Raw genomic sequence first — 20,181 nt, 5'->3', positions numbered from 1 at the left:
TCGATTTAAAATACCACTCTAAATTATCAGAGGTTTGCTAATCATCAAAACCAGCCTACACCGAGTACTTTTTAATAATAGTTTCAGCAATTCTACGGGCAGCTTCTGGTCGGCCCAACTTAGCCGAATTCTCCCTCATCACCGCCAGGTTGTTATCATCTTGTTTGAAAAGTCTATTAATCACATTTACAAGATCTTCTGTTGATTCCGCTCGAACAGCGGCTTTTTTTTCAATCAGGAATTTTGTATTAGCTTCTTCCTGTCCAGGAATAGGACGATAAATAACTAGTGGAAGGCCCATGCTTAAAGCCTCCGACGACGTCATACCGCCAGGCTTTGAAACAAGTATATCAGAGACTGCCATTAATTCATGGATATTATCAATAAAACCGAATATTTTCACTCTATACTTAAAGCCGCCCTTATTTGATTCTAGCTTTTTATATAGCTTATTATTGCTTCCAGTAACTACTAATACTTGAATTGGTGTTATTATTTCATTTAAGGCGATTAGAATCTCAGCCATAGGCATAACACCTGCCCCGCCCCCCATTAGGAGAATTGTCTTTATATCGGAAGGAACGTCCAACTTTTCACGGAGCTTTTCAGTGCAAATCATCTCACTAAATGAACTTGCAATTGGAATTCCGGAGGCATTGCTATTTGACCGCGTAATTCCATACTGCTCTAAAAATTTTCGAAGTTCTTCGGATGCAACAAAATAATAGCTGATATCTTCATATATCCATAACCGATGTATAACAAAATCTGTTACAACCGCGACTGCTGGAATATCAATTCTTTTTTCCTTTATTAAATAAGCTATTAGTCCAGCAGGTGTTGCATGAGTACAAATAATTAAAGTAGGCGAGTAATCCTGAATATAGCGACACATACGATTTGCTAAAAACCGGCTCACTATTTCGCGTCCTATTAGTGCTAACTTATTTGTATTCCCCATTCCATACATCATTCCATATAAACTTGGAAAAAAATCAAGTATTTTGAAGTAAGTCTTCAAAAGGAAGTTTCCAATAGACTTACTGAAAAAGTCAAATACATTAATAAGCCGTGTATTTACGTCCGGTCTTAAACATAGTATAGCATCATTAATTGCGTTAGCTGCACGTATATGCCCTGATCCAATTGGAGCACTTAGAAAAAGTATTTTGGCTGGTTTATCCATATTCTTCCCTCCGAGTTCATTATAGAACCAGCGTTTTATAAAAAATAACACGGCAGCTATCTTCTACTTTTTCTAGTAGTTCTGCAGCCGTATACCCGTTAAGAATAACAGTATCCCCCGCAATCTCCTGCAACGGAACCAACACAAAATTACGCTTGTCCATAAGCGGGTGTGGAATCGTCAATTTCTCAGAGTTTATTAATGCATCCTGATATATCAGTAAATCTATATCTATAACGCGGGATTCCCATCTCTTATTTCGTACTCTTCCAAGTAATTTTTCTATGCGCAGACATTCATCGATCAACTCGAAAGGTGAAAGTTTTGTATCGATGCTAATTACAGCATTAAGGTAGTCCTGCTGTTCGATAACGCCATATGGCTCTGTCTCATATAGTGAGGATACTTTTTTTATTGTAATAGTGCTGTTTTTTGCGAGTTCGTCAATAGCAGATATTATGTTTTTTTCACGATCGCCAAGATTTGAACCAAGCCCTAAAAAAATCATTCTATCTTCCTCGTACTATTTCAATCTGCACAAAATCAATTTGACCCGGTATCGGGACAGCAGGTTTTCTAATTCTTATCTTCACTTCATGAATAACTGAATTCCTCACTAAAATTGTATCCGCAATTTTATGTGCGAGAGCTTCAAGTAATTGAAAACGATAATTTTCAACAATTTCCTTAACACAGCCATACACTTTAGTATAATCTACTGTATCATTTAGATTATCAGTCTTTCCAGCTAAGGATAAATCAGTCATTAATTCAATATCTAAATAGAAACGCTGACCTTGTTCGCGTTCATATTCAAACACTCCATGAAAGCCATAAAACATTAAGTTAGAAAGTAATATTTTATCTGACATTGTTAAAACTCCTCAACATAGCATCCGTCATTTTTGCAATTCTTGCCATTTCTTTAACATCATGCACTCTAACGATATTAGATCCTTTTACTATACCTACTGCAACGGTCGCACCCGTACCCTCGACCCTGTCATTAACAGGTAATTCCAAGATATCTCCAATAAACCTTTTTCTTGAAGCTGCCAATAAAATTGGACATCCTAAATTCTTAAGTTGTTCAAGCTGGGACATCACTTCCAAGTTTTGCTCAGAGTTCTTCCCAAACCCAATTCCTGGATCAACTATAATCTTGTCTCTTTCAACACCTGCTTCTAAAGCAATATCAATACTCTTTCTTAATTCTTCGCAAACATGAGACATGACATTGCGTTGATAGCTAGTTCCTTCCTGATTGTGCATAATTATAGTAGGAACATTAAATTGAGCGGCGACAGCTGCCATATCTGGATCTTTTTGCAGTCCCCAGACATCATTTATTATATGCGCTCCCAACTTTAACGCTTCACGAGCAACAATTGATTTATATGTATCAATCGAAATTGGAACACTAGAATAAGCTAGTACATGTTCTATTATTGGCAATAACCGCTCTAATTCCTCCTCAGCAGTTATTTTTTTAGAACCCGCATAAGGTCTAGTCGATTCGGCTCCTACATCAATGATATCGGCACCATCACTAATCATTTCCTCTACTCGTCTAAGTGCCGAGTCACGCTCATTATATTTACCTCCGTCTGAAAACGAATCTGGTGTAATATTTAATATTCCCATTATCAAAGTTCGCCCAGGAGTAATTGCTAACTTTTTATCTGGCCATTCGTAGGTCCTTGTTGGAAAACCTTCATTATATTCGAGTGTTTTTTCAATCGCTTGAGCAAGTCTCGGCAATCCCCACGGCTGTAGTTTCAATTGGTTGACCGCTAGTTTATACTGTTTGATAGTTGCACATATAAGCACATCTGTATAATCTATGCTTAGATTAGCTGTACCCCTAGCAACAGCTACTTCCCCGCCTTTCGCCAAAAATGTTTGTTTTAATAAATTAGCTTCTCGTGCAGGGATTTTTTCCAACTTGATTGTCTTAAATATTGATTTAGGGGACATTATATTAATCCCGGACGGATCACAGTCTATAATCTGCAGTTCATAGTTCGCTTGCTTCAAATTAGTGATCTCAATAACGCGCGGGTTAAAATTCATTTGTTTCCTCCCTATTGCGGCTTAATACGATTTTATTGTATCATAAATAATATGCATAATGGAAATTTATATAAACATTTAAGGAAATTACCGGAATATTAGGAGGACTTTTAAGATGAAAACACGCCGCTCGCCAGACAGCTTTCGAATCCCTGTGGAAGAAATCAAAAGCGGTTTCTACAGTGACAGCTATTTCCTGCGTACTCAGGAAATATTAAATAGAGATAATCATCATCCACGCGTCTTAATGCAGGTCTTTCAACGCCAGCATTCTATATTGTGCGGAATAGATGAGGTCATTGCCGTAATACAAAAGTGTGCTTACAATCCAGAGAATCTCGTTGTAAAAGCGTTGCATGACGGGGACACCATAGAACCTTGGGAAACAGTCTTAACTATCGAGGGTGATCTTGCAGATTATGCTCACTTAGAGACAGTATACTTAGGAATTCTTGCCCGCCAAACCAAAATTGCAACCAATGTTAGGAAATCTGTCGCCGCTGCGAATGGCAAGCCCGTCCTCTTCTTTCCTTCACGCTTCGATCACTTTACCACACAATTATCTGATGGATATGCTGCTTACATCGGAGGCGTATCCGGTGTATCAACTCCAGCAAACGCTGAGTACTGGGGCACCAAATCCTCAGGAACAATCCCCCACGCACTTATTGCAACATATTACGGCGATACATTAAAAGCCACCTTGGCCTTCGATAAGCATATCGATAGCAACATTAATAGAGTTGCTTTAGTTGACTTTAATAATGACTGTGTCGGAACAAGCCTAGCTGTTGCCCGAGCACTGGGAAGTAAACTATCAGCGGTCCGCTTAGATACTGCTGACACTTTGGTTGATGCGTCGGTTCTTTCAGATATGGGTAACTTTAAGCCAACTGGTGTAAATCCTCAACTTGTAAGAAACGTTCGACAAGCACTTGATTCCGCAGGATTTTCCCATGTCAAGATCATGGTTTCCGGAGGATTTAATCCAGAACGAATTAGCGAGTTTGAACACCACCAGGTCCCTGTTGATGTATATGCTGTCGGCAGCAATATCTTTAACAGCAACATCAACTTCACTGCTGATGTCGTTATGGTTGATGGTAAGCACTGCGCTAAAGTTGGCCGGCATTACCGTCCCAACCCGCGCCTTGAAACAGTATAAGAATAACCGCCAATATGGCGGTTATTCTTATATAAGATAACGTTCTTAAATGACTATCATAATATGTAAACATCGAATTATCCTAAGAATCTTCAGCAGATAGATTCTTACCTAGCTTACCGATTGCCCTTTTTTCAATTCTCGATACATACGAACGCGAAATCCCTAGCATTTTTGCTATATCACGCTGTGTCTTTCTACTTCCGTCAGGCATACCAAAACGCATTTCCAATACCCATTTTTCCCGAGTACTTAAGCGTCCAATCTGTTTGTTAAGACGCTCATGTTCGCATTGATTTTCTACAGCTTCGGCAACAACATCTGGTGCTGTTCCAAGAACATCAATTAATGTTATTTCATTGCCCTCTTTGTCAACCCCTATTGGATCATATAAACTGACCTCAGAACGAATCCGACGAGTACTGCGCAAATGCATCAATATTTCATTTTCAATGCATCGGGCCGCATATGTAGCAAGTCTAATCTTTTTAGCTAAATCAAATGTATTAATAGCTTTAATTAAGCCAATAGTACCGATAGAGATTAAATCATCCACATCTTCACCGGTATTATCGAACTTTTTTACAATATGAGCAACTAACCGCAAATTCCGCTCAATCAAAACATTTTTTGCATTTTCATCGCCGTTTTTAAGTCTGTCAAGATAAATTTGTTCGTCTTTTTCAGATAACGGTAAAGGAAAGGTGTTGTTTGTTACGTAGGCAACAAGCAACGAAATGCTTTTTATTACTGTCATCGCTAGGGCTAATAAAAAAGACACTAACCATCACCCCCGCCATATATGTGATTCATTCTATGGCGGTACATGAAACATTGTGCCTGTCAAAACAATTTTTTTAAAAATAAATATCTACGACTTATCTAACAAAAAAACCTTCACGAAGGAGAGTTAGCATGGAAAATTACATTGGTGATATTGGGCTATTGTTCTCGATTGTCTTAGTTACTATTTTTTGTCTATGGGATCGCCTGTTTTCGGATTGACAACTCACCCTAGCAGTACTTTTTCTGATCTTGTTGGATTTACTGTATTAATTGCCTCAGAAAGCGAACAGCCTATTACCTTACTTAGTTTCATAACGATAGAAAGAGGAGTACTTTGTAAATCTAAATAACCTATTTGCCCCCCTGAGTTTACTACTCCAACTATTGAAATATGCCCAACACAAGGCAATCTGTTCCCTACTGCAATGCCTGCATGTAATCCACCTTCCCACATTTCTATATTTCCAATTTCATCACTTTTCCCTAGGCATGCATCAATCGCAATAACTATTGGATTATGATATTGATGATTAATATGCGCAATTATTTCTACAAGATTGCCGGCATGAACTGGATAATCTAGGCTGCCGTGTATAATAGCATCCGTATCTTCCTCAAGTTGACTACCGACAAGCGGACCTAATGAATCGCCCGTATAACGGTCTGACCCTATGCAAAGTAGAACTAAAGGACGCGCCGAATAGTTTTCTTGCCTCTCAAGTAATTTTAAAAAATGGTTGTACAATTTGATTTTAGCCTTGCAGTCAGCCAGATTAACTGTTAGTTTATCGGCAATTTTTTTCCCCATTTTACCTCTCCTCTTCTAAGTACATATATCCTTATACAAATTGCCTTTTAAATAATAATTGTTCACTTATTATTTATATATGTTTTAACTTTTCAATTATGACAATAAACTATGATTCATCAGGCAAATCGAAGAATATTTCCTTATATAAAAAGCGGTCCCTTCACACACCTTAGTGTAAAGGGACCGCTTTTTATATAATCGGCACTTCCTGATAATCTGGATGCTTAGCAGCATCAGAAAGGGCTTTGATTACGAATTGTATATGCTCTCTCAGATCTACTCCCATTGCTTCAGCGCTAGTATATATAGTTTCTCGGTTTACTGCTTTAGCAAAAGCTTTATCCTTCATCTTTTTCATAACAGATTTAACTTCAAGATTATCAAGGCTTTTATCCGGTCTTACAAGAGCACATGCAATGATAAATCCAGTTAATTCATCAACTGCTAGTAACGTTTTTTGCAGAAGTGTTCTATCACTCATCCAATTCCTATCATGCGATTCAATGTTATTGACAAATTCTTCGTCATAACCCTCAGTTTCTAATAACTCTCGAGTATGATATGGATGGTGTTCTGGGTATTTTTCAAAATCAACATCGTGAAGAAGTCCTACTGCACCCCAATGTTCTCGATTTTCGCCAAATTTCTCAGCATATGCACCCATCGCAATTTCAACTGCAAGACAATGTTTTATTAAGGAATCATTGCTAACATGTTTTTTGAGTATGCGCCAAGCTTTGTCTCTTATTTCTCCCATGAAGAAACCTCCGCTATTATAAGTTTAAACACAATCCACCTTACAACTATTACCATGCTAAATTATACCAAAAAAACAGCCATTCCACAAAATTCTATAATAACGAGAATAAGCATACATTTTAGCATTAGATTGGGGGTCAGAAAAATGCATACACTAACAACACTCGGTGTTGGCATCTCCTTATTACTTTTCGGTATTTTTTTTATGCGTTTAGGTCTGCAGAACATGCTAGGGAATAAACTTAGATTAATGCTGGTAGAAATTACTGTGACCCCATGGCGAGGCCTCATTGCGGGGGCACTCGCATCAGCATTAATGCAAAGCAGCACTGCTGTATCTTTAATAACAATCGGTCTCGTTAGTGCAAATTATATGACCTTTTATCAGAGCCTTGGTATTATACTCGGCGCAAATATCGGAACATGCACTACAGTTCAACTGATGGCTCTTTCTTTTCCAGATCAGTACTTTATACCGCTTTTAATAACTTTTACAGTTATTGCAATCTGTATAAAAAAACTTCGTTTTATATGTTTGGCTATTAGCGGGTTCATAAGTATATTTTTGGGTATAAATATACTGTCAGATACACTGAGTAGTCTCTCTGAAATAGAAACTGCCATACAATATATACTTTCCTCGCAATCAAATCCTTTATACGGAATTGCTGGCGGCATACTTATAACTATGTTATTTCAGTCAAGCAGCGCGGCAACAGCTCTACTTATGATTCTCGCAGGTGACGGGTTAATCAATCTGACGTCAGCTGCTTACGTTGTTTACGGTAATAATATTGGATCCTGTATTTCTTCAGTAATTGTTGGCGCTGCTGCACCTATAGCTGCTAAAAGAGTAGCAGCAGCTCACATTATTCTTAACATAGTCGGAGCTGCACTCTTCTTACCTTTCACAAACTTTTTAACAAATTTAATAGCACTGCATGTTACTGATTTCGCGAGTCAAGTAGCACTTGTCCATACTCTTTTCAATATTATTTCGTCAATCGTTGTCGTTCCTTTTGCAAAACAGTATGCTAAGGCAATTATTGTCTTAGTTCCAGATAGATAATCATATCGGCCAATAGATAACAAAAAGGAGGCATATATGCCTCCAAATGAATCACTATAAAACTCTACGCGCTCCTACGTAGCGCGAGCCCCAGTATCCGCTATCAATACGATCAACGGCAACACCGCGACTAGAAGTTGCACTAATGAACTTTCCATCTCCAAGATAAATCCCGCTGTGCGAAGGACCAGAAGTGTATGTAGAAAAGAATACAAGATCTCCTGGCTGCAACCTGTTGTAAGATACCGATTGTCCCACTTCAAATTGCTGATCGGCTGTTCTCGGCATATAAATCCCACTATTGCCAAAAACAAATTTCACAAAACCGGAACAATCGAAGCCGCTTGGAGTAGTTCCACCAAACACATACGGCACCCCAATATAACGAAATGCTGTTTGTGTAAGACGTCTAAACGCCGTGGAGCTATCGCGGCTAGCTGGAATTTCGCGACCCATTAGTGCTTTGTAAGTTTGTTCACCAATTACTCCGTCTGCTTCAAGTCCGCGCTCTTTTTGAAAAGCCTTTACAGCTCTTGTCGTAGCTGGACCAAAATCGCCATCAGCGACGACATCATAACCTAAAGTATTCAATCGGGCTTGAATAGAAGCTACATCCTGACCTTCATCACCTTGTTCGTAGGCACCAGATGCATATGTAACGGAAACGGTGCAAACCAGCATTAAAAACATTACCAAAATACGTGCTGCCTTATTCAATTGATTGGCTCCTCCCTAAGCCTCCGAGGTTAGCTGACGGGTTAGGGTTGAGGTTCCCCTATCACTGCATTGAAATCAGCAGTAATTTCACCCCTTAAAGTTGGTTCCCCCGGTCCTGAGTTAGATTCGGCTTTTATAGTACTCATTCGATATTATTCTTTTTTTTTATTCAAAATCCTTCCTTATAAAAGATTAATTTCACAATCTCTGTTTTTATAAACAACTGTTAGTTTAAATCAAATCCATATTATAACAAATTCCCAAGATAATCAGAAAAACAAAAGCCTTTGCTGAAGCAAAAGCCTATTACATAGATTAACGGTTAGCATCTTCCTTTTCTTTAATGTCCTGCCGCAATGATATAGCGTCTCTTAAATAAATATGCTTTATCGATCTTTGCGGTAAATCAGTATTCCAAAGTATAAGTACTCTTATGCACTTTGAAATACCAGATGGATTCTCTATTTCCTGAGTTCCGAATAAGGGCACCTCATTCCACCCTAAACTTCTAGCCCCCACAGCCGGAAATGCAGAATTTAAATCAGAAGTCGAACTAAATATAACTGCTCCTATATCTTCGGTTTCTATATTGTTCGCAGTAACCATCGAAGTTAAAAGTTCCACGACACTTTCACATATCATTGTACTATTATTCGATTCTACTGTTATTGCACCTCGGACACCACGCAATACCTTCACCATTCCTTTACACTTTTTCTAGTAAAATTCGGTAAATAAATATTAATTCCTTTAGTTATTCCAGGTTATGAGTAATGGCAACTATTCCAAACTTTGCAATTGCTTGCCCAATTTTGATAAGCTGGCTTTTAAATCTTCGGGGTGGGCTGAAGCTAATTGCGGAAATGCGCCTATCTCAATCAGCTCGACAATCGGCTTGCCGAAACTATTATAAATAACTCCTGACCAAACACCAGTTATTCCTGTTTCTTGCCATTCAGCTGGTTCACTGCTATTTCCAAGTTTAACACTAATGCTGCCTTTTCCTAAAAAATCATTGATAATTTTTCGTTCATCTTGAGTTAATGGAGCCTGATTAATAAATATTGTAAATATCTCTCCCGTTGCCTTGAACTTTTCCAACGCTATATAAATTTCATGCAGGATTGATAATACATTGGCAGAAAAACTAGAAGTTTTCATTTCTTATTAACCTCAATTTTCCAGTAACTTAGTTTATTAATTATTCTTTCTATTACTGGTTCAACAGCTGAAGCTGCTACTGGCGATAATTCCAAACCAACATCCATTATTAATGGCTGAGTGCCAATAACTACAACTTCCTTAATTGGTTTACTTATTATCTCCAGAGCTGAAAGTACATCTTGAATCCCCAATTCATGCATTGACACTTTTTCCGTAAAATACGCTTTTACTTCTTCGTTAGAAAATTCATATATAAATCCTGCAGGCTGGGTTCCTGAAACAGCATCGACAATAATTAACTTATCCGTATCTGTTAGGAATTTAAGAAGCTCCATCCCCAGCGTACCACCATCGAGAACTTGTATGGATTCTGAAAAGTTATATGTTTTTTGCATTTCCTCAATAACTCTTACACCGAATCCCTCATCTTTAAGTAAAATATTGCCAATCCCTAGTATAGTTATCTTATTCATTTATTTAATATCATTTAAGTCTTCCGGTTCTTCATCATAAAACTTAACACCTGAAATCATACCGGAAACCTCTCCTCCTTTTTCCATAAAATCAGCTCTAGATGCCATATATATATGTACTATTACAAATAGCATAATTCCCCATGCTGCATAATGGTGAATTATATGAACATTATATTCGTTGATAAATAGGTGATTAAATGGTCCAAATACTTTAGCCGCAAAGCTATTAGGATTTATCATAACATACATTGCAAATCCTGTAACAATTTCTAGCAGGATCATTATATAAACAAATAAATAACCTGTTCTAGCTAAAGAATTACGTAAATATGGAGTATGCTGATCACGTAAGAATAAATAGTGGAGTGTTGTATCAACTAAACCAAACCAATATCGCCGAGTCCAAAAATGCGGCAGCAGCCTGTCACCTTTATTAATGATAAAACCATATATCCTAAGTATTAAAGATACAGTTAGCAGATAAGCAAAAATAAAATGGACATATCTCATCATTTCCATCGAAAATATATTCGTAATAGCAAACGTAGCCTCCGTACCTTGAGTGCCGATAAAAAAAGGATCGCCAATATATAATCCAGTAAAAAACAGCACAAATATAGCTAGTACCATGATCCAATGGAATATTCTGATGGCCGGAGAAAACACATAATAGGCTCTAAGTGATTTTTCCTTCATATTTACTCCTCCATTCAGCTCTACTTGTACGCATCACTATATACTACCGATAATTGTTTACCTTCAGCATTATATAAATGAGTAGCACAAGCAAGGCACGGATCAAAAGAATGTATAACTCTTAGTATCTCGAGAGGTTTTTCAGGAATCTTTATTTTTGTGTCAATCATGCTTGCTTCGTAAGGGCCATAACCAGCTTTGCTGTCTCTTGGACAAGCATTCCAGGTCGACGGTACAACCGCTTGATAATTAGCAATTTTACCGTCTTTAATAACTACCCAATGACTTAACCCTCCGCGCGGAGCTTCATGCAATCCTACACCCTTTGCTTCACTTGGCCATTTGCTTATATCCCATTTATCCATATTGGCTACCGAGGTGTCGCCATTATGGATATTTTTTATTAATTTATCAAAATAGTATTTATTTATATACGCTGCCGCCTGCGCTTCGAGACCACGAACAAGAGTCCGACCAACCGTTGACAACATCCATTTTTCCGGCAAAAGATTAAGCATTTTTGAAACCTGATCAATTTGATCTACCATTAATTTTTCGACCCAAGTAGGCTGCATTATCCCCTGTTTAACTTTAGTATAGACAATAATATATCTTGCAAGCGGACCTACTTCCGCCATTTTCCCCTGCCATTTCGGTGTCTTGATCCAAGAATATTTTCCGTTTTCATCAAGATACTTCCAATTTGTTTTAGTTCCTTCTTTAGGACCAGTATATTGCGGATCAGTAATACCATCCCACGGATGCAAATCAGCGCCAGCCTGATTATAAGTATACCAAGAATGCTCTACCCCTTCTGTAATTACCGCTGAATCGACTAAATCCTTTGCTTCAAAATTATGAAAAACGGCCTTAGAAACTCCCTGATCAAAATTTTCTACTATCCCGTCTGATCTAAGCAAAAGGTTCTTATGATAACTACCGTTTGTTGTACCCGAGTACGTATCTTCAGGATAATCACCAAAACCCAAAACTCGTTTCCCTGCTATACCAGCCCCATCAATATTGCCACTTTTAACATAGATTTCGCAAATTGCAAGTAAATCTGGCAAGTAGAAATAATTAACGGCGTCCAACCCTAAATTAATTGAAGTATCAACAATAGCTAATCGTTCTGTATTAACAGGAGCATTCATGTCATTCATAGAGATTGAGCAAGGCATACCTCCAACCACATAGTGAGGATGGGGATTCTTACCGCCAAACACTACATGGGAATAAACTAAATCCCTCTGCCTATCCAGCATATTAAGATAATGCGCCATTGCCATGAGATGTACTTCGGGTGGTAATAATTCATAATCTGGATGGTCCCACCAATGTGCAGCAAACAATCCTAATTGACCGCTTTCAACGATTTGCTTTATCTTATTTTGGATATCCCGAAAATATATTGTAGTAGCTTTAGGAAAATCTTTTGGGTAAGCCTTAGTATCGTATTCGATTGGCGCATCAATATTAATAGTATATTTTTCTAATACGCTATTTTGCAGAGCAGCTGTTGCAGCTGGGTCAGCTTTTAAGGCTGCTACCGGACTAACCCAATCCAATCCATGCAAATGGTAAAAGTGTATTAAATGATCCTGGACAACCTGGCTTGCTGCAATAATATTTCGAATATAGTTTGCATTTTTTGGAATCTCAATCCCTAGAGCATCCTCAACAGCCCTAAGTGACCCTAAAGCATGTACAGTAGTACAAACTCCACAAATGCGCTGAGCAAATAGCCACGCATCCCGCGGATCACGATCTTTCAGGATTATTTCAATACCTCTCCATGCTGTTCCGCTGGATAAAGCATCCTGAACTTTACCTGTAGCTTCATCTATTATTAACTCAAGTCTTAAATGACCCTCAATCCTATTTACTGGATCAACTACTATGCGTTTCATTCACTTCCTCCTAAGTAACTCTTATTTATCAAGCTCGTTTTCAGGCTTCGCTTCTGAAATATCATGCTCTTTTTCAGTATCCGCTTGCGATTTTTGTTTGCTTTTTATTTTATGATGCACATAAGAAGCAACTCCGTGTGCAATAACTCCGGCAGTTGTGACACCCGCTGCCGTTAGACCGATTTTATCCGCATTAGCGATTGTGTTAAGCACTGGAATATTAGGAAGTCGCTCGTAAAATGGGTCGCTATCCCAAAAACCATCCGATGCACAAGCAACACATGGAGCACCAGATTGAATTGGATAGGACATACCATTCCACCATCGCATATTACCACATGAATTATAGGCTTCAGGACCGCGACAGCCTACCTTGTATAAGCACCAGCCTGCTTTACTAGCAATATCATCAAAGGTCTCAACAAACATCCCCGAATCAAAAAAAGCTCTCCGATAACAAGTATCATGTATACGGTTGCCAAAAAACTGTTTTGGACGCCCTTTGCTATCAAGTGGTGGAATTTGACCAAAAATTGTATAGTGCATAACAACACCAGTAATTATTTCCGGTATAGGCGGACAGCCTGGCACTTTAATTATCGTCTTACCTCTTACTACCTCACTTATCCCAACTGACTGAGTCGGATTAGGACGCGCTGCTTGTATTCCACCCCACGCAGCACAAGATCCAACTTCTATAACTGCCGCAGCACCCTTAGCTGCTTCTTTCAATGCCTCTTCAAAAGTCCGTCCACCAATCATGCAGGTAACTGCATTATCACCGATTGGAACAGCACCCTCAACAGCTAAAATATATTTTCCATAATTTTTCTTCATAGTCTCGTGCAAATGCTCCTCAAGTGGCGCACCTGCTGCGGCTGATAATACATCTATATACTCAAGCGAAATCATATTTAATAGCAGGTCAGATGCTAACGGTGTCTGAGAGCGTAGAAACGCCTCATCACAGCCGGTACATTCGTGTCCATGCAGCCATATAACAGTAAAGGTTTTTTCTCGGCAGCTGAAACAACTTCCTGCAACATATTAGGTGATAAACCTAGTATCCCTGTTATTGTAATACAAGTTTTCAAAAAAGAACGTCTGCTCAAATTCCTCTTTTCAAAAACATTCCACAAGGATTCTCTCATATCAGAACCTCTTTCTTTATATTTTCATTTTTTGTGATAAGTATGCAAAATTTGTTAAAATCAAAACTTAGAAAGATCAAACACGATAAATTTATCTATCCGTATTATATCAATAAACAAAACCTTCGTACATAAATTTTCCAAACAATTAGCGGATGAAGATTTTTTAGGGGGACTATTGTATCTTAAAATAACAATGTGCCATACAAAAAGGCTGCTGACATAATATCAGCAGCCTCTTTTTGTAAACAGTCATTACTATTTACTATGTTATTTTTAAATAGTTTTTAATTCTCTACAATACGCCGTCCAACGCAGCACCAAGCTCTTTGCGAGGTCTATAACCTACTATACGGTTAACTTCTTTTCCATTTTTCAGCACTACAATTGTTGGTACACCCATAACATTATACTCACTAGCAAGTTGCTGGTTTTCATCTACATTAATTTTAGCCACAATAGCTTTACCTTCGTACATTTCTGCTACTGCTTCAACTTCTGGACCAACCATTTTACATGGACCACACCAAGGTGCCCAAAAATCAACTAATGCTGGCTTATCCGACTTAAGAATATGTTCGTTAAAATCTGCTTCGTTATTAATAGTAATTACAGCCATAGATACAGCCCCCCATCCATTTTGATTAGTATTAACTAAATCTTTTTATTAACACCTACTAGGATTAGTTATATTGTAAAAAATATTTTCCAAGAAGTCAACATTATTTACCAACTAAATAGAATGTTCTTCAGATAATCATTCCTGATTTCTGGGCACTATTGTTTTTTGTTCCATGCGAGCTACTAAATAAATAAGTACTATTATAGTTATTATTGCACCAATAACAATTGGTGGCGTTAATAAAAAGCTAGGCAGATTTTCATACAGACCGTAAAGTCCGAAGAATATAAAAACTAAAGCGGCAAACCATTTAACAAGACGGTCTGGTATTTTTTTTCCTAGAACTATACCGATAATAATTCCAATTGCGTCAGCTACCATCATACCGGCAGTAGTACCAAACCAGACTGGTATTATCGCATTAAACTGAGCTGCCAAAGCTACTGTTGCTAACTGAGTTTTGTCCCCCATTTCGGCTATAAAAAAAGCAATTGCTACTGTCCAAAAGGGGCTATAGCCCGACCTCTTATCTTCATCGCCTAATTCATCACCGCGAATTGTCCATAAACCAAATAAAATAAACGAGGCAGCAGCGGCGATTTGTACATATGAAATAGGAATAAACTTAGTAAGATATACACCTACCACAACAGCAAAGAGATGATTAAAGACAGTGGCGACAAAGACTCCCCACATAACCGTCTTCCAATGATATCTAGTAGCAAAAGCCATAGCCAGCAATTGCGTTTTATCCCCCATTTCAGCTAATACAACAAACACTAAAGAAGTTAAAAAAGCTGTCATTAGTTCGCCTCCGATAAAGAATACCATTTTTAGTATTAACTAAACGTAGTTCGATTACTACTCGAGAACTACAAATTCAAGTTTTTTTATGGTAATTCTTTTATTTACCTTTGTATAATATACCAGTCAGTAGCTATTGTCAAAATTACTCTCACAAATCGTCATTTTTTATCATAATCTATATAAAACTTATAGGAGGTATATGTTAAGTATGACTGAACGAAAGAAATCGAGCCAAAAGGATGCTGTACTAGCCGAACTCAGTTTTAATTATAAATGCCCTATATGTCCCGATGACCCGGATTTACTTTTATTGCGTGAAGCCGCTGCAGATGAACGCAATGCAATATCCTTATACTTAAATTCAGCTCGAAAAACTGCCTTTCCTGAACTTTTTATAGAGGCTGCAGAAGATGAAATGCTGCACTATGCAGCAATTATGCGCCTTATTTGTGCTCTAGATCCAGTACAGGAAGAAGAATTCAGAAAAGTAGGCTTAGACTTTTTGACTCGAGCAAAAGAAAAAACAGGTGACAACACATCTATCCCCAGCAGAGAAGATGTTGAAAATGTCGACTATCTTACTAGAGCCTTAAATGATGAATTAATTACAGTAAACAAGTACCAAGTATTTATGGAAAAGGCAAAGCATGAACATACGAAAAAACTTTTTTGTTACTTAATGAATAGCGAAAAAGAACACATTGCCGAATTCACTGATGCATTATTTTGCGTCACTGAAGAACCATTAACTGAATAAGATGGTAAACTAAAAAGCTTCTAAAAAATAAAAACCCGTCATCACTAGGATAACGGGTTTTTTAAATCTTATTATGAGTAATCAATAAGCCGAGTTCTGTACCGCGTAAGCGGTGACGATCATCTATCTAGGCCGGCAGTTGCCTGCCGGCTCAAGCGACACAACCCGGAAGGCTCAGCGAGCCGCTTCATCCCTTCCCTATTTGGTCTTGCTCCGAGTGGGGTTTACCTAGCCAGTCAGTCACCTGACTGCTGGTGCGCTCTTACCGCACCGTTCCATCCTTACCTGAATAATCAGGCGGTCTACATTTCTGTGGCACTATCCCTGAGGTCACCCTCGCTGGACGTTATCCAGCACTCTGCTCTATGGAGCCCGGACTTTCCTCGAGTACCTTAAGGCACTCGCGATCATCTTTCCTACTCATAATTCATTTGCGTTAGATTGATATTATATCACCATATTAACATAACGTCAATATAGATCTACATTCCATTTTTGTCCATCGCTTTACGTATATCGCTAACTTTCTCTGATATATTATCTGCTGCAACAATATCTGTAACAATTGCAACTATCTTCGCTCCATGTTTTTGCACTTCAGCAACGTTGTGCTCTTTTATACCGCCAATAGCAACAAAGGGCAGCTCAATATTGTTCGCAACAAAATCAAGGTATTCTAATCCAACTGGATCACAAACATCCTTTTTGGTATTTGTAGCGAAGATAGGACCTACACCGATATAGTCAACTACGCCACTTTTAACTGCAGCTAATGCCTCAGACGGCGAATGAGTTGATAGACCTAATATCATCGAATCGCCTATTAACTGCCTAACCTTTACAGGAGGTAAGTCTTCCTGACCTATATGAACCCCATCAGCTTCAATCGCAATTGCTAAGTCAATATGGTCATTGATAATAAAGGTTACGCCTGCTTGAGCGGTTTTTTCCCGTATTTTTAAGCACTCATTATACATATAAATAGCCTTTTTTTCTTTTTCCCGATATTGGATAACTTTTATACCTGCAGCTATCATCTCTTCTACCACTTCAATGTTGCTGCGCCCCAGAGAAAATTCTTCCGCTGTTAAGCCATAAATATCAGTGCTTAAAAAATTCTCTAAACCTTTTCTTATACTCACATTTCATTCCCCCTTCATAGGTCCTAAAACATACCTTAATATTACATCAGCTTGCTTCGCCGCGGCAATATGTACACAAGGAGCCAATGGTGGACATTCAGGTCCAACTTCTGTTTTGAGGTCGCCAACTAAATAAAAATTCTCTTTAATTCGATGAGTTCTTATTCTTTCACTATCGCCCCAGCCAGCCAATCCTGAAGCTGATACTAGGAACTTATCGGTTTTCAAATAAGTCTCAACAATAAGTTTTTTATAAACAGCTTTATCAAAAGCTTCAACTATAATATCACAATCAGCAAAAATTTTCTCTACGTTAGATTCATCTATTTTATCTGTAATAGTTTCAATCATTAAGTCTTTATTAACTCGCCTAAGGTTTTCTCTTAATACCTCGACTTTATATTTGCCAACCTGGTCCGCAAAGTAAAACTGCCGATTTAGATTACTGTATTCAATCACATCAAAATCAGCTACCAAAAAACTCATAAAACCACTGCGCACAAGCATCTGAGCACAGTTAGATCCAAGACCCCCGGCTCCTGCAATGCCGATTTTCTTAGTTTGAATTATACTCAGTTTATCCGCCGGTAAATATCGTTCAAGTGCATTAATAAATTCATTCATTTATAGCACCTGCCAATCTTTGTATAACGGCTGATAGCCATTTTCATATAGCATATTAGCCATTTCAGATACACTTCGACTGTCAGATATCTCAAATTGGCCAACGTTTTCTTTTTCAACACGGCCGCCTACAGCAGTGCATACTCCTGCCGACATTTTCGTTACACCAAGGTTCACTAAATGGTTACGCAGATCACCACTCTCACGAGTTGAAACGGTAATACCCCCGCGCGGCATAAATAATCTATATGCAACTATATACTGTACCAAGTTTTTATCACTTACAATCACTTTAGGAGGATACCCACCTAAATGCGGCCGCATGCGCGGTGGCGAAATACTCACTTCAACTTCTGGATACTTTTGCTGGAGATAATCTGCATGCAATCCTGTTAAAAACGCTTCAGTGCGCCAGTTATTCAAACCCAATAAAGCTCCTATGTTAACAGTACGCACTCCAGCCTGGCATGCCCTTTCAGGAGCATCTAGGCGATACTGATAATCTCTCTTAGGACCAGCCGGATGAAGCTCGGAATATATATCCCTATCATAGACTTCTTGATATATCGTTAAACCATCAATACCTGCCTCGACTGAATCTTTGTATTCTTCTGTAGATAAAGGATAAACTTCCATCCCAATACACGTAAAGTGTTTTCTAAGTATCTTAACACTGTCAATGATATATGAAACAGGCGATTCTTTTGGTGATTCACCTGTTAAAATAAGCAGATGTTTCAACCCACTATCGGCAATAATTTTCGCTTCTGAATCGACCTCATCCATGGTAAGTTTTTTACGTGGAAGTTTATTTTTTACGTTAAATCCACAGTACAGACACTGATTAATACAATGGTTAGCCAAATACATCGGTGTGTATAAAAGCATGGTTTTGCCAAAATGCTGTATAGTCAGTTTTCTGGCTTTCTGCGCCATTGCCTCTAAATGCTTTTCTGCACAAGGTGATAACAAAGCAAGGTAATCCAATATAGTTAGGCGGTTTTTATCAATAATTCTTTGAATATCATTGTCGGTAAGCCTGGCAAAAAACTCGTCATAATTGAACTTTTCATATTGTTCCAATGCATTAATAAACGACATAACCTCATCCCTTGCAAATTCTTTATTCATGTAAAAACCCAGTCAAAGGTGACGATGCACTCGCATAATCCTTTGTTGCTCCAGGACCAGCTAAATAAGCTGTTCTGCCAGCTTGAACGGCCATGCCAAAAGCACGAGCCATGGCAATTGGATCATTAGCAGTTGCGACTGCTGTATTAACCAAGACCGCTGCAGCCCCCATCTCCATAGCTTCTGCAGCTTCGGATGGCCGGCCAATACCAGCATCTACAATAATCGGGACTGATATTTCCTCAATTAAAATTCTTACTAATTCTTTTGTTTTTAATCCTCTATTAGTGCCTATTGGTGCTCCTAATGGCATAACTGCCGACGCTCCAGCATCCACCATATGCTTGGCTGCCATTAGGTCTGGACTCATATACGGAAGGACAACAAAACCTTCAGCCGCTAGAACTTCAGTAGCCTTTATAGTCTCATAGTTATCAGGAAGTAAGTATCTGTTATCTGAAATAACTTCAATCTTTATCCAGTTACCACAACCTGCTGCCTTTGCCAACCTGGCTATTCTGATTGCCTCTTGAGCATTACGGGCACCGGAAGTGTTCGGCATTAATATACAGTTCTTTGGTATAAATGAAGCAATATTTTCGTCCTTATACTCAGGATCAACTCTTCTTAAAGCAACGGTAACAACCTCAGATCCTGAAGCTTCAACCACCTGAGGAATAATCTTATTTGAAGAAAACTTACCTGTACCTAAAAATAACCTGCTAGATAATTCATGTCCACCAATTCTCAATACATCATTCATAACATCAACCTCCTCCAACAAAACTTAAAATTTCCAGATTATCATCTTGATTAAGAACGATTCCATCCCAGCAGTCTTTTCTAATAATTTCGTGGTTATATTCAACAATAATGTGGTCAGGATTAAAACCCTCTTGCAACAGGTATTTTGCTAAGGTAAGACCACTCTCTAGGTAAACCTTTTTTCCATTAATGCTAATTTCCAACTCATTCAACCCCTTAAAAAAAATAAATACGCTCCCGAATAGGTTCAGGCGCGCATTGCTTAATTACCTTCCTACGCGGGCATTATCCCGATCAGGTTAGAGGTCAGGTGCTTATAGTCCACTCTCAGCCCATAACATGAGCTCCCTCGGTATCAATATTAATTTCA

The 20,181-nt window shown here is 38.4% G+C and carries 23 protein-coding genes, 1 other RNA gene, 1 pseudogene and 2 riboswitches; of the genes and pseudogenes, 3 read left to right on the top strand and 22 right to left on the bottom strand.

Going from position 1 to position 20,181, the window contains the following annotated elements:
• Nucleotides 1-55 precede the first annotated feature (55 nt).
• From V6C17_RS09725 to folP, 4 genes are read right to left on the bottom strand one after another with little or no spacing between them, the layout of a single operon-like run.
• Nucleotides 56-1,186, bottom strand: a complete 1,131-nt coding sequence (locus V6C17_RS09725; RefSeq protein ID WP_333522373.1) for an MGDG synthase family glycosyltransferase — start codon at nt 1,184-1,186, stop codon at nt 56-58.
• A 19-nt stretch (nt 1,187-1,205) separates the two neighbouring features.
• Nucleotides 1,206-1,694 carry a 2-amino-4-hydroxy-6-hydroxymethyldihydropteridine diphosphokinase gene (gene folK / locus V6C17_RS09720; RefSeq protein ID WP_333522372.1) on the bottom strand — a complete coding sequence of 163 codons (489 nt, stop codon included), beginning with the start codon at nt 1,692-1,694 and terminating at the stop codon, nt 1,206-1,208.
• 1 nt (nt 1,695) lies between these two features.
• A complete protein-coding gene (gene folB / locus V6C17_RS09715) occupies nt 1,696-2,058 on the bottom strand; it encodes a dihydroneopterin aldolase (RefSeq protein ID WP_333522371.1) in 363 nt (120 codons plus the stop codon).
• Nucleotides 2,048-3,259, bottom strand: coding sequence for a dihydropteroate synthase (gene folP, locus V6C17_RS09710; RefSeq protein WP_333522370.1), 1,212 nt, complete (start codon nt 3,257-3,259; stop codon nt 2,048-2,050). The genes folB and folP overlap by 11 nt, the downstream gene beginning before the upstream one ends.
• 115 nt (nt 3,260-3,374) lie before the next feature.
• On the opposite strand from folP, the gene V6C17_RS09705 reads away from it, so the two are divergent.
• Entirely contained in the window at nt 3,375-4,424 is a 1,050-nt protein-coding gene (locus tag V6C17_RS09705; RefSeq protein WP_333522369.1) for a nicotinate phosphoribosyltransferase, read from the top strand.
• An 82-nt stretch (nt 4,425-4,506) separates the two neighbouring features.
• On the opposite strand, the gene sigK is transcribed toward V6C17_RS09705, so the two are convergent.
• From sigK to V6C17_RS09690, 3 genes are all read right to left on the bottom strand, one after another.
• Complete coding sequence (gene sigK, locus V6C17_RS09700) at nt 4,507-5,205, bottom strand: RNA polymerase sporulation sigma factor SigK (protein ID WP_333522368.1); 699 nt, start codon at nt 5,203-5,205, stop codon at nt 4,507-4,509.
• Between the two features lie 228 nt (nt 5,206-5,433).
• Nucleotides 5,434-6,018: a spore protease YyaC gene (yyaC, locus tag V6C17_RS09695; RefSeq protein ID WP_333522367.1), complete on the bottom strand. Its 585-nt coding sequence runs from the start codon at nt 6,016-6,018 to the stop codon at nt 5,434-5,436.
• A 193-nt stretch (nt 6,019-6,211) separates the two neighbouring features.
• Nucleotides 6,212-6,778, bottom strand: a complete 567-nt coding sequence (locus V6C17_RS09690; protein ID WP_333522366.1) for an HD domain-containing protein — start codon at nt 6,776-6,778, stop codon at nt 6,212-6,214.
• Between the two features lie 147 nt (nt 6,779-6,925).
• Between V6C17_RS09690 and V6C17_RS09685 the strand changes: the two genes are divergently transcribed.
• Nucleotides 6,926-7,849, top strand: a complete 924-nt coding sequence (locus V6C17_RS09685; protein ID WP_333522365.1) for a Na/Pi cotransporter family protein — start codon at nt 6,926-6,928, stop codon at nt 7,847-7,849.
• 54 nt (nt 7,850-7,903) lie between these two features.
• Here the strand turns inward: V6C17_RS09685 and V6C17_RS09680 are convergent, their stop codons facing one another.
• The 9 genes and pseudogenes from V6C17_RS09680 to V6C17_RS09640 form a co-directional block, all read right to left on the bottom strand.
• The gene (locus tag V6C17_RS09680; protein WP_333522364.1) at nt 7,904-8,566 is read right to left on the bottom strand and encodes a C40 family peptidase; all 663 of its coding nucleotides are present in this window, start codon (nt 8,564-8,566) and stop codon (nt 7,904-7,906) included.
• Nucleotides 8,567-8,569: 3 nt separating this feature from the next.
• Nucleotides 8,570-8,708: riboswitch (cyclic di-AMP (ydaO/yuaA leader) on the bottom strand.
• A 173-nt stretch (nt 8,709-8,881) separates the two neighbouring features.
• Entirely contained in the window at nt 8,882-9,268 is a 387-nt protein-coding gene (aroH, locus tag V6C17_RS09675) for a chorismate mutase (protein ID WP_333522363.1), read from the bottom strand.
• A 78-nt stretch (nt 9,269-9,346) separates the two neighbouring features.
• A complete protein-coding gene (locus V6C17_RS09670) occupies nt 9,347-9,727 on the bottom strand; it encodes a hydrogenase expression/formation C-terminal domain-containing protein (RefSeq protein WP_333522362.1) in 381 nt (126 codons plus the stop codon).
• Complete coding sequence (locus tag V6C17_RS09665; RefSeq protein WP_333522361.1) at nt 9,724-10,203, bottom strand: HyaD/HybD family hydrogenase maturation endopeptidase; 480 nt, start codon at nt 10,201-10,203, stop codon at nt 9,724-9,726. Before V6C17_RS09665 ends, V6C17_RS09670 begins: the two co-directional genes overlap by 4 nt.
• Nucleotides 10,204-10,902, bottom strand: a complete 699-nt coding sequence (cybH, locus tag V6C17_RS09660) for a Ni/Fe-hydrogenase, b-type cytochrome subunit (RefSeq protein WP_333522360.1) — start codon at nt 10,900-10,902, stop codon at nt 10,204-10,206.
• 20 nt (nt 10,903-10,922) lie between these two features.
• A complete protein-coding gene (locus tag V6C17_RS09655; RefSeq protein ID WP_333522359.1) occupies nt 10,923-12,812 on the bottom strand; it encodes a nickel-dependent hydrogenase large subunit in 1,890 nt (629 codons plus the stop codon).
• Between the two features lie 21 nt (nt 12,813-12,833).
• Nucleotides 12,834-13,963, bottom strand: a pseudogene (locus V6C17_RS09650) (hydrogenase small subunit).
• A 295-nt stretch (nt 13,964-14,258) separates the two neighbouring features.
• Nucleotides 14,259-14,582, bottom strand: coding sequence for a thioredoxin (gene trxA, locus V6C17_RS09645; protein WP_333522358.1), 324 nt, complete (start codon nt 14,580-14,582; stop codon nt 14,259-14,261).
• Nucleotides 14,583-14,720: 138 nt separating this feature from the next.
• Nucleotides 14,721-15,389: a TMEM165/GDT1 family protein gene (locus V6C17_RS09640; protein WP_333522357.1), complete on the bottom strand. Its 669-nt coding sequence runs from the start codon at nt 15,387-15,389 to the stop codon at nt 14,721-14,723.
• Between the two features lie 211 nt (nt 15,390-15,600).
• On the opposite strand from V6C17_RS09640, the gene V6C17_RS09635 reads away from it, so the two are divergent.
• Nucleotides 15,601-16,149: a ferritin-like domain-containing protein gene (locus tag V6C17_RS09635; RefSeq protein WP_333522356.1), complete on the top strand. Its 549-nt coding sequence runs from the start codon at nt 15,601-15,603 to the stop codon at nt 16,147-16,149.
• Nucleotides 16,150-16,219: 70 nt separating this feature from the next.
• Here V6C17_RS09635 and rnpB read toward each other — a convergent pair.
• The 6 genes from rnpB to thiS all read right to left on the bottom strand — a co-directional run bounded on the left by rnpB (nt 16,220) and on the right by thiS (nt 20,014).
• Nucleotides 16,220-16,572: RNase P RNA component class A (rnpB, locus tag V6C17_RS09630), an RNA gene on the bottom strand.
• 59 nt (nt 16,573-16,631) lie between these two features.
• Nucleotides 16,632-17,291: a thiamine phosphate synthase gene (gene thiE, locus V6C17_RS09625; RefSeq protein WP_333522355.1), complete on the bottom strand. Its 660-nt coding sequence runs from the start codon at nt 17,289-17,291 to the stop codon at nt 16,632-16,634.
• Between the two features lie 3 nt (nt 17,292-17,294).
• Nucleotides 17,295-17,915, bottom strand: coding sequence for a sulfur carrier protein ThiS adenylyltransferase ThiF (thiF, locus tag V6C17_RS09620; RefSeq protein WP_333522354.1), 621 nt, complete (start codon nt 17,913-17,915; stop codon nt 17,295-17,297).
• On the bottom strand, nt 17,916-19,046 hold the full coding sequence (thiH, locus tag V6C17_RS09615; protein WP_333522353.1) for a 2-iminoacetate synthase ThiH: 1,131 nt from the start codon (nt 19,044-19,046) through the stop codon (nt 17,916-17,918).
• The gene (locus tag V6C17_RS09610; protein ID WP_333522352.1) at nt 19,039-19,809 is read right to left on the bottom strand and encodes a thiazole synthase; all 771 of its coding nucleotides are present in this window, start codon (nt 19,807-19,809) and stop codon (nt 19,039-19,041) included. The genes thiH and V6C17_RS09610 overlap by 8 nt, the downstream gene beginning before the upstream one ends.
• A gap of 4 nt (nt 19,810-19,813) precedes the next feature.
• Nucleotides 19,814-20,014, bottom strand: a complete 201-nt coding sequence (gene thiS / locus V6C17_RS09605) for a sulfur carrier protein ThiS (RefSeq protein WP_333522351.1) — start codon at nt 20,012-20,014, stop codon at nt 19,814-19,816.
• Between the two features lie 51 nt (nt 20,015-20,065).
• Nucleotides 20,066-20,172: riboswitch (TPP riboswitch) on the bottom strand.
• Nucleotides 20,173-20,181 lie beyond the last annotated feature (9 nt).

The sequence above is a fragment of the Dendrosporobacter sp. 1207_IL3150 genome (genome assembly GCF_036763085.1).
In the GTDB taxonomy this organism is placed as follows: domain Bacteria; phylum Bacillota; class Negativicutes; order DSM-1736; family Dendrosporobacteraceae; genus JBAIYU01.
Note: the sequence above shows the minus strand (reverse complement) of the source record. Positions and strands in the feature narration are given on the sequence as shown.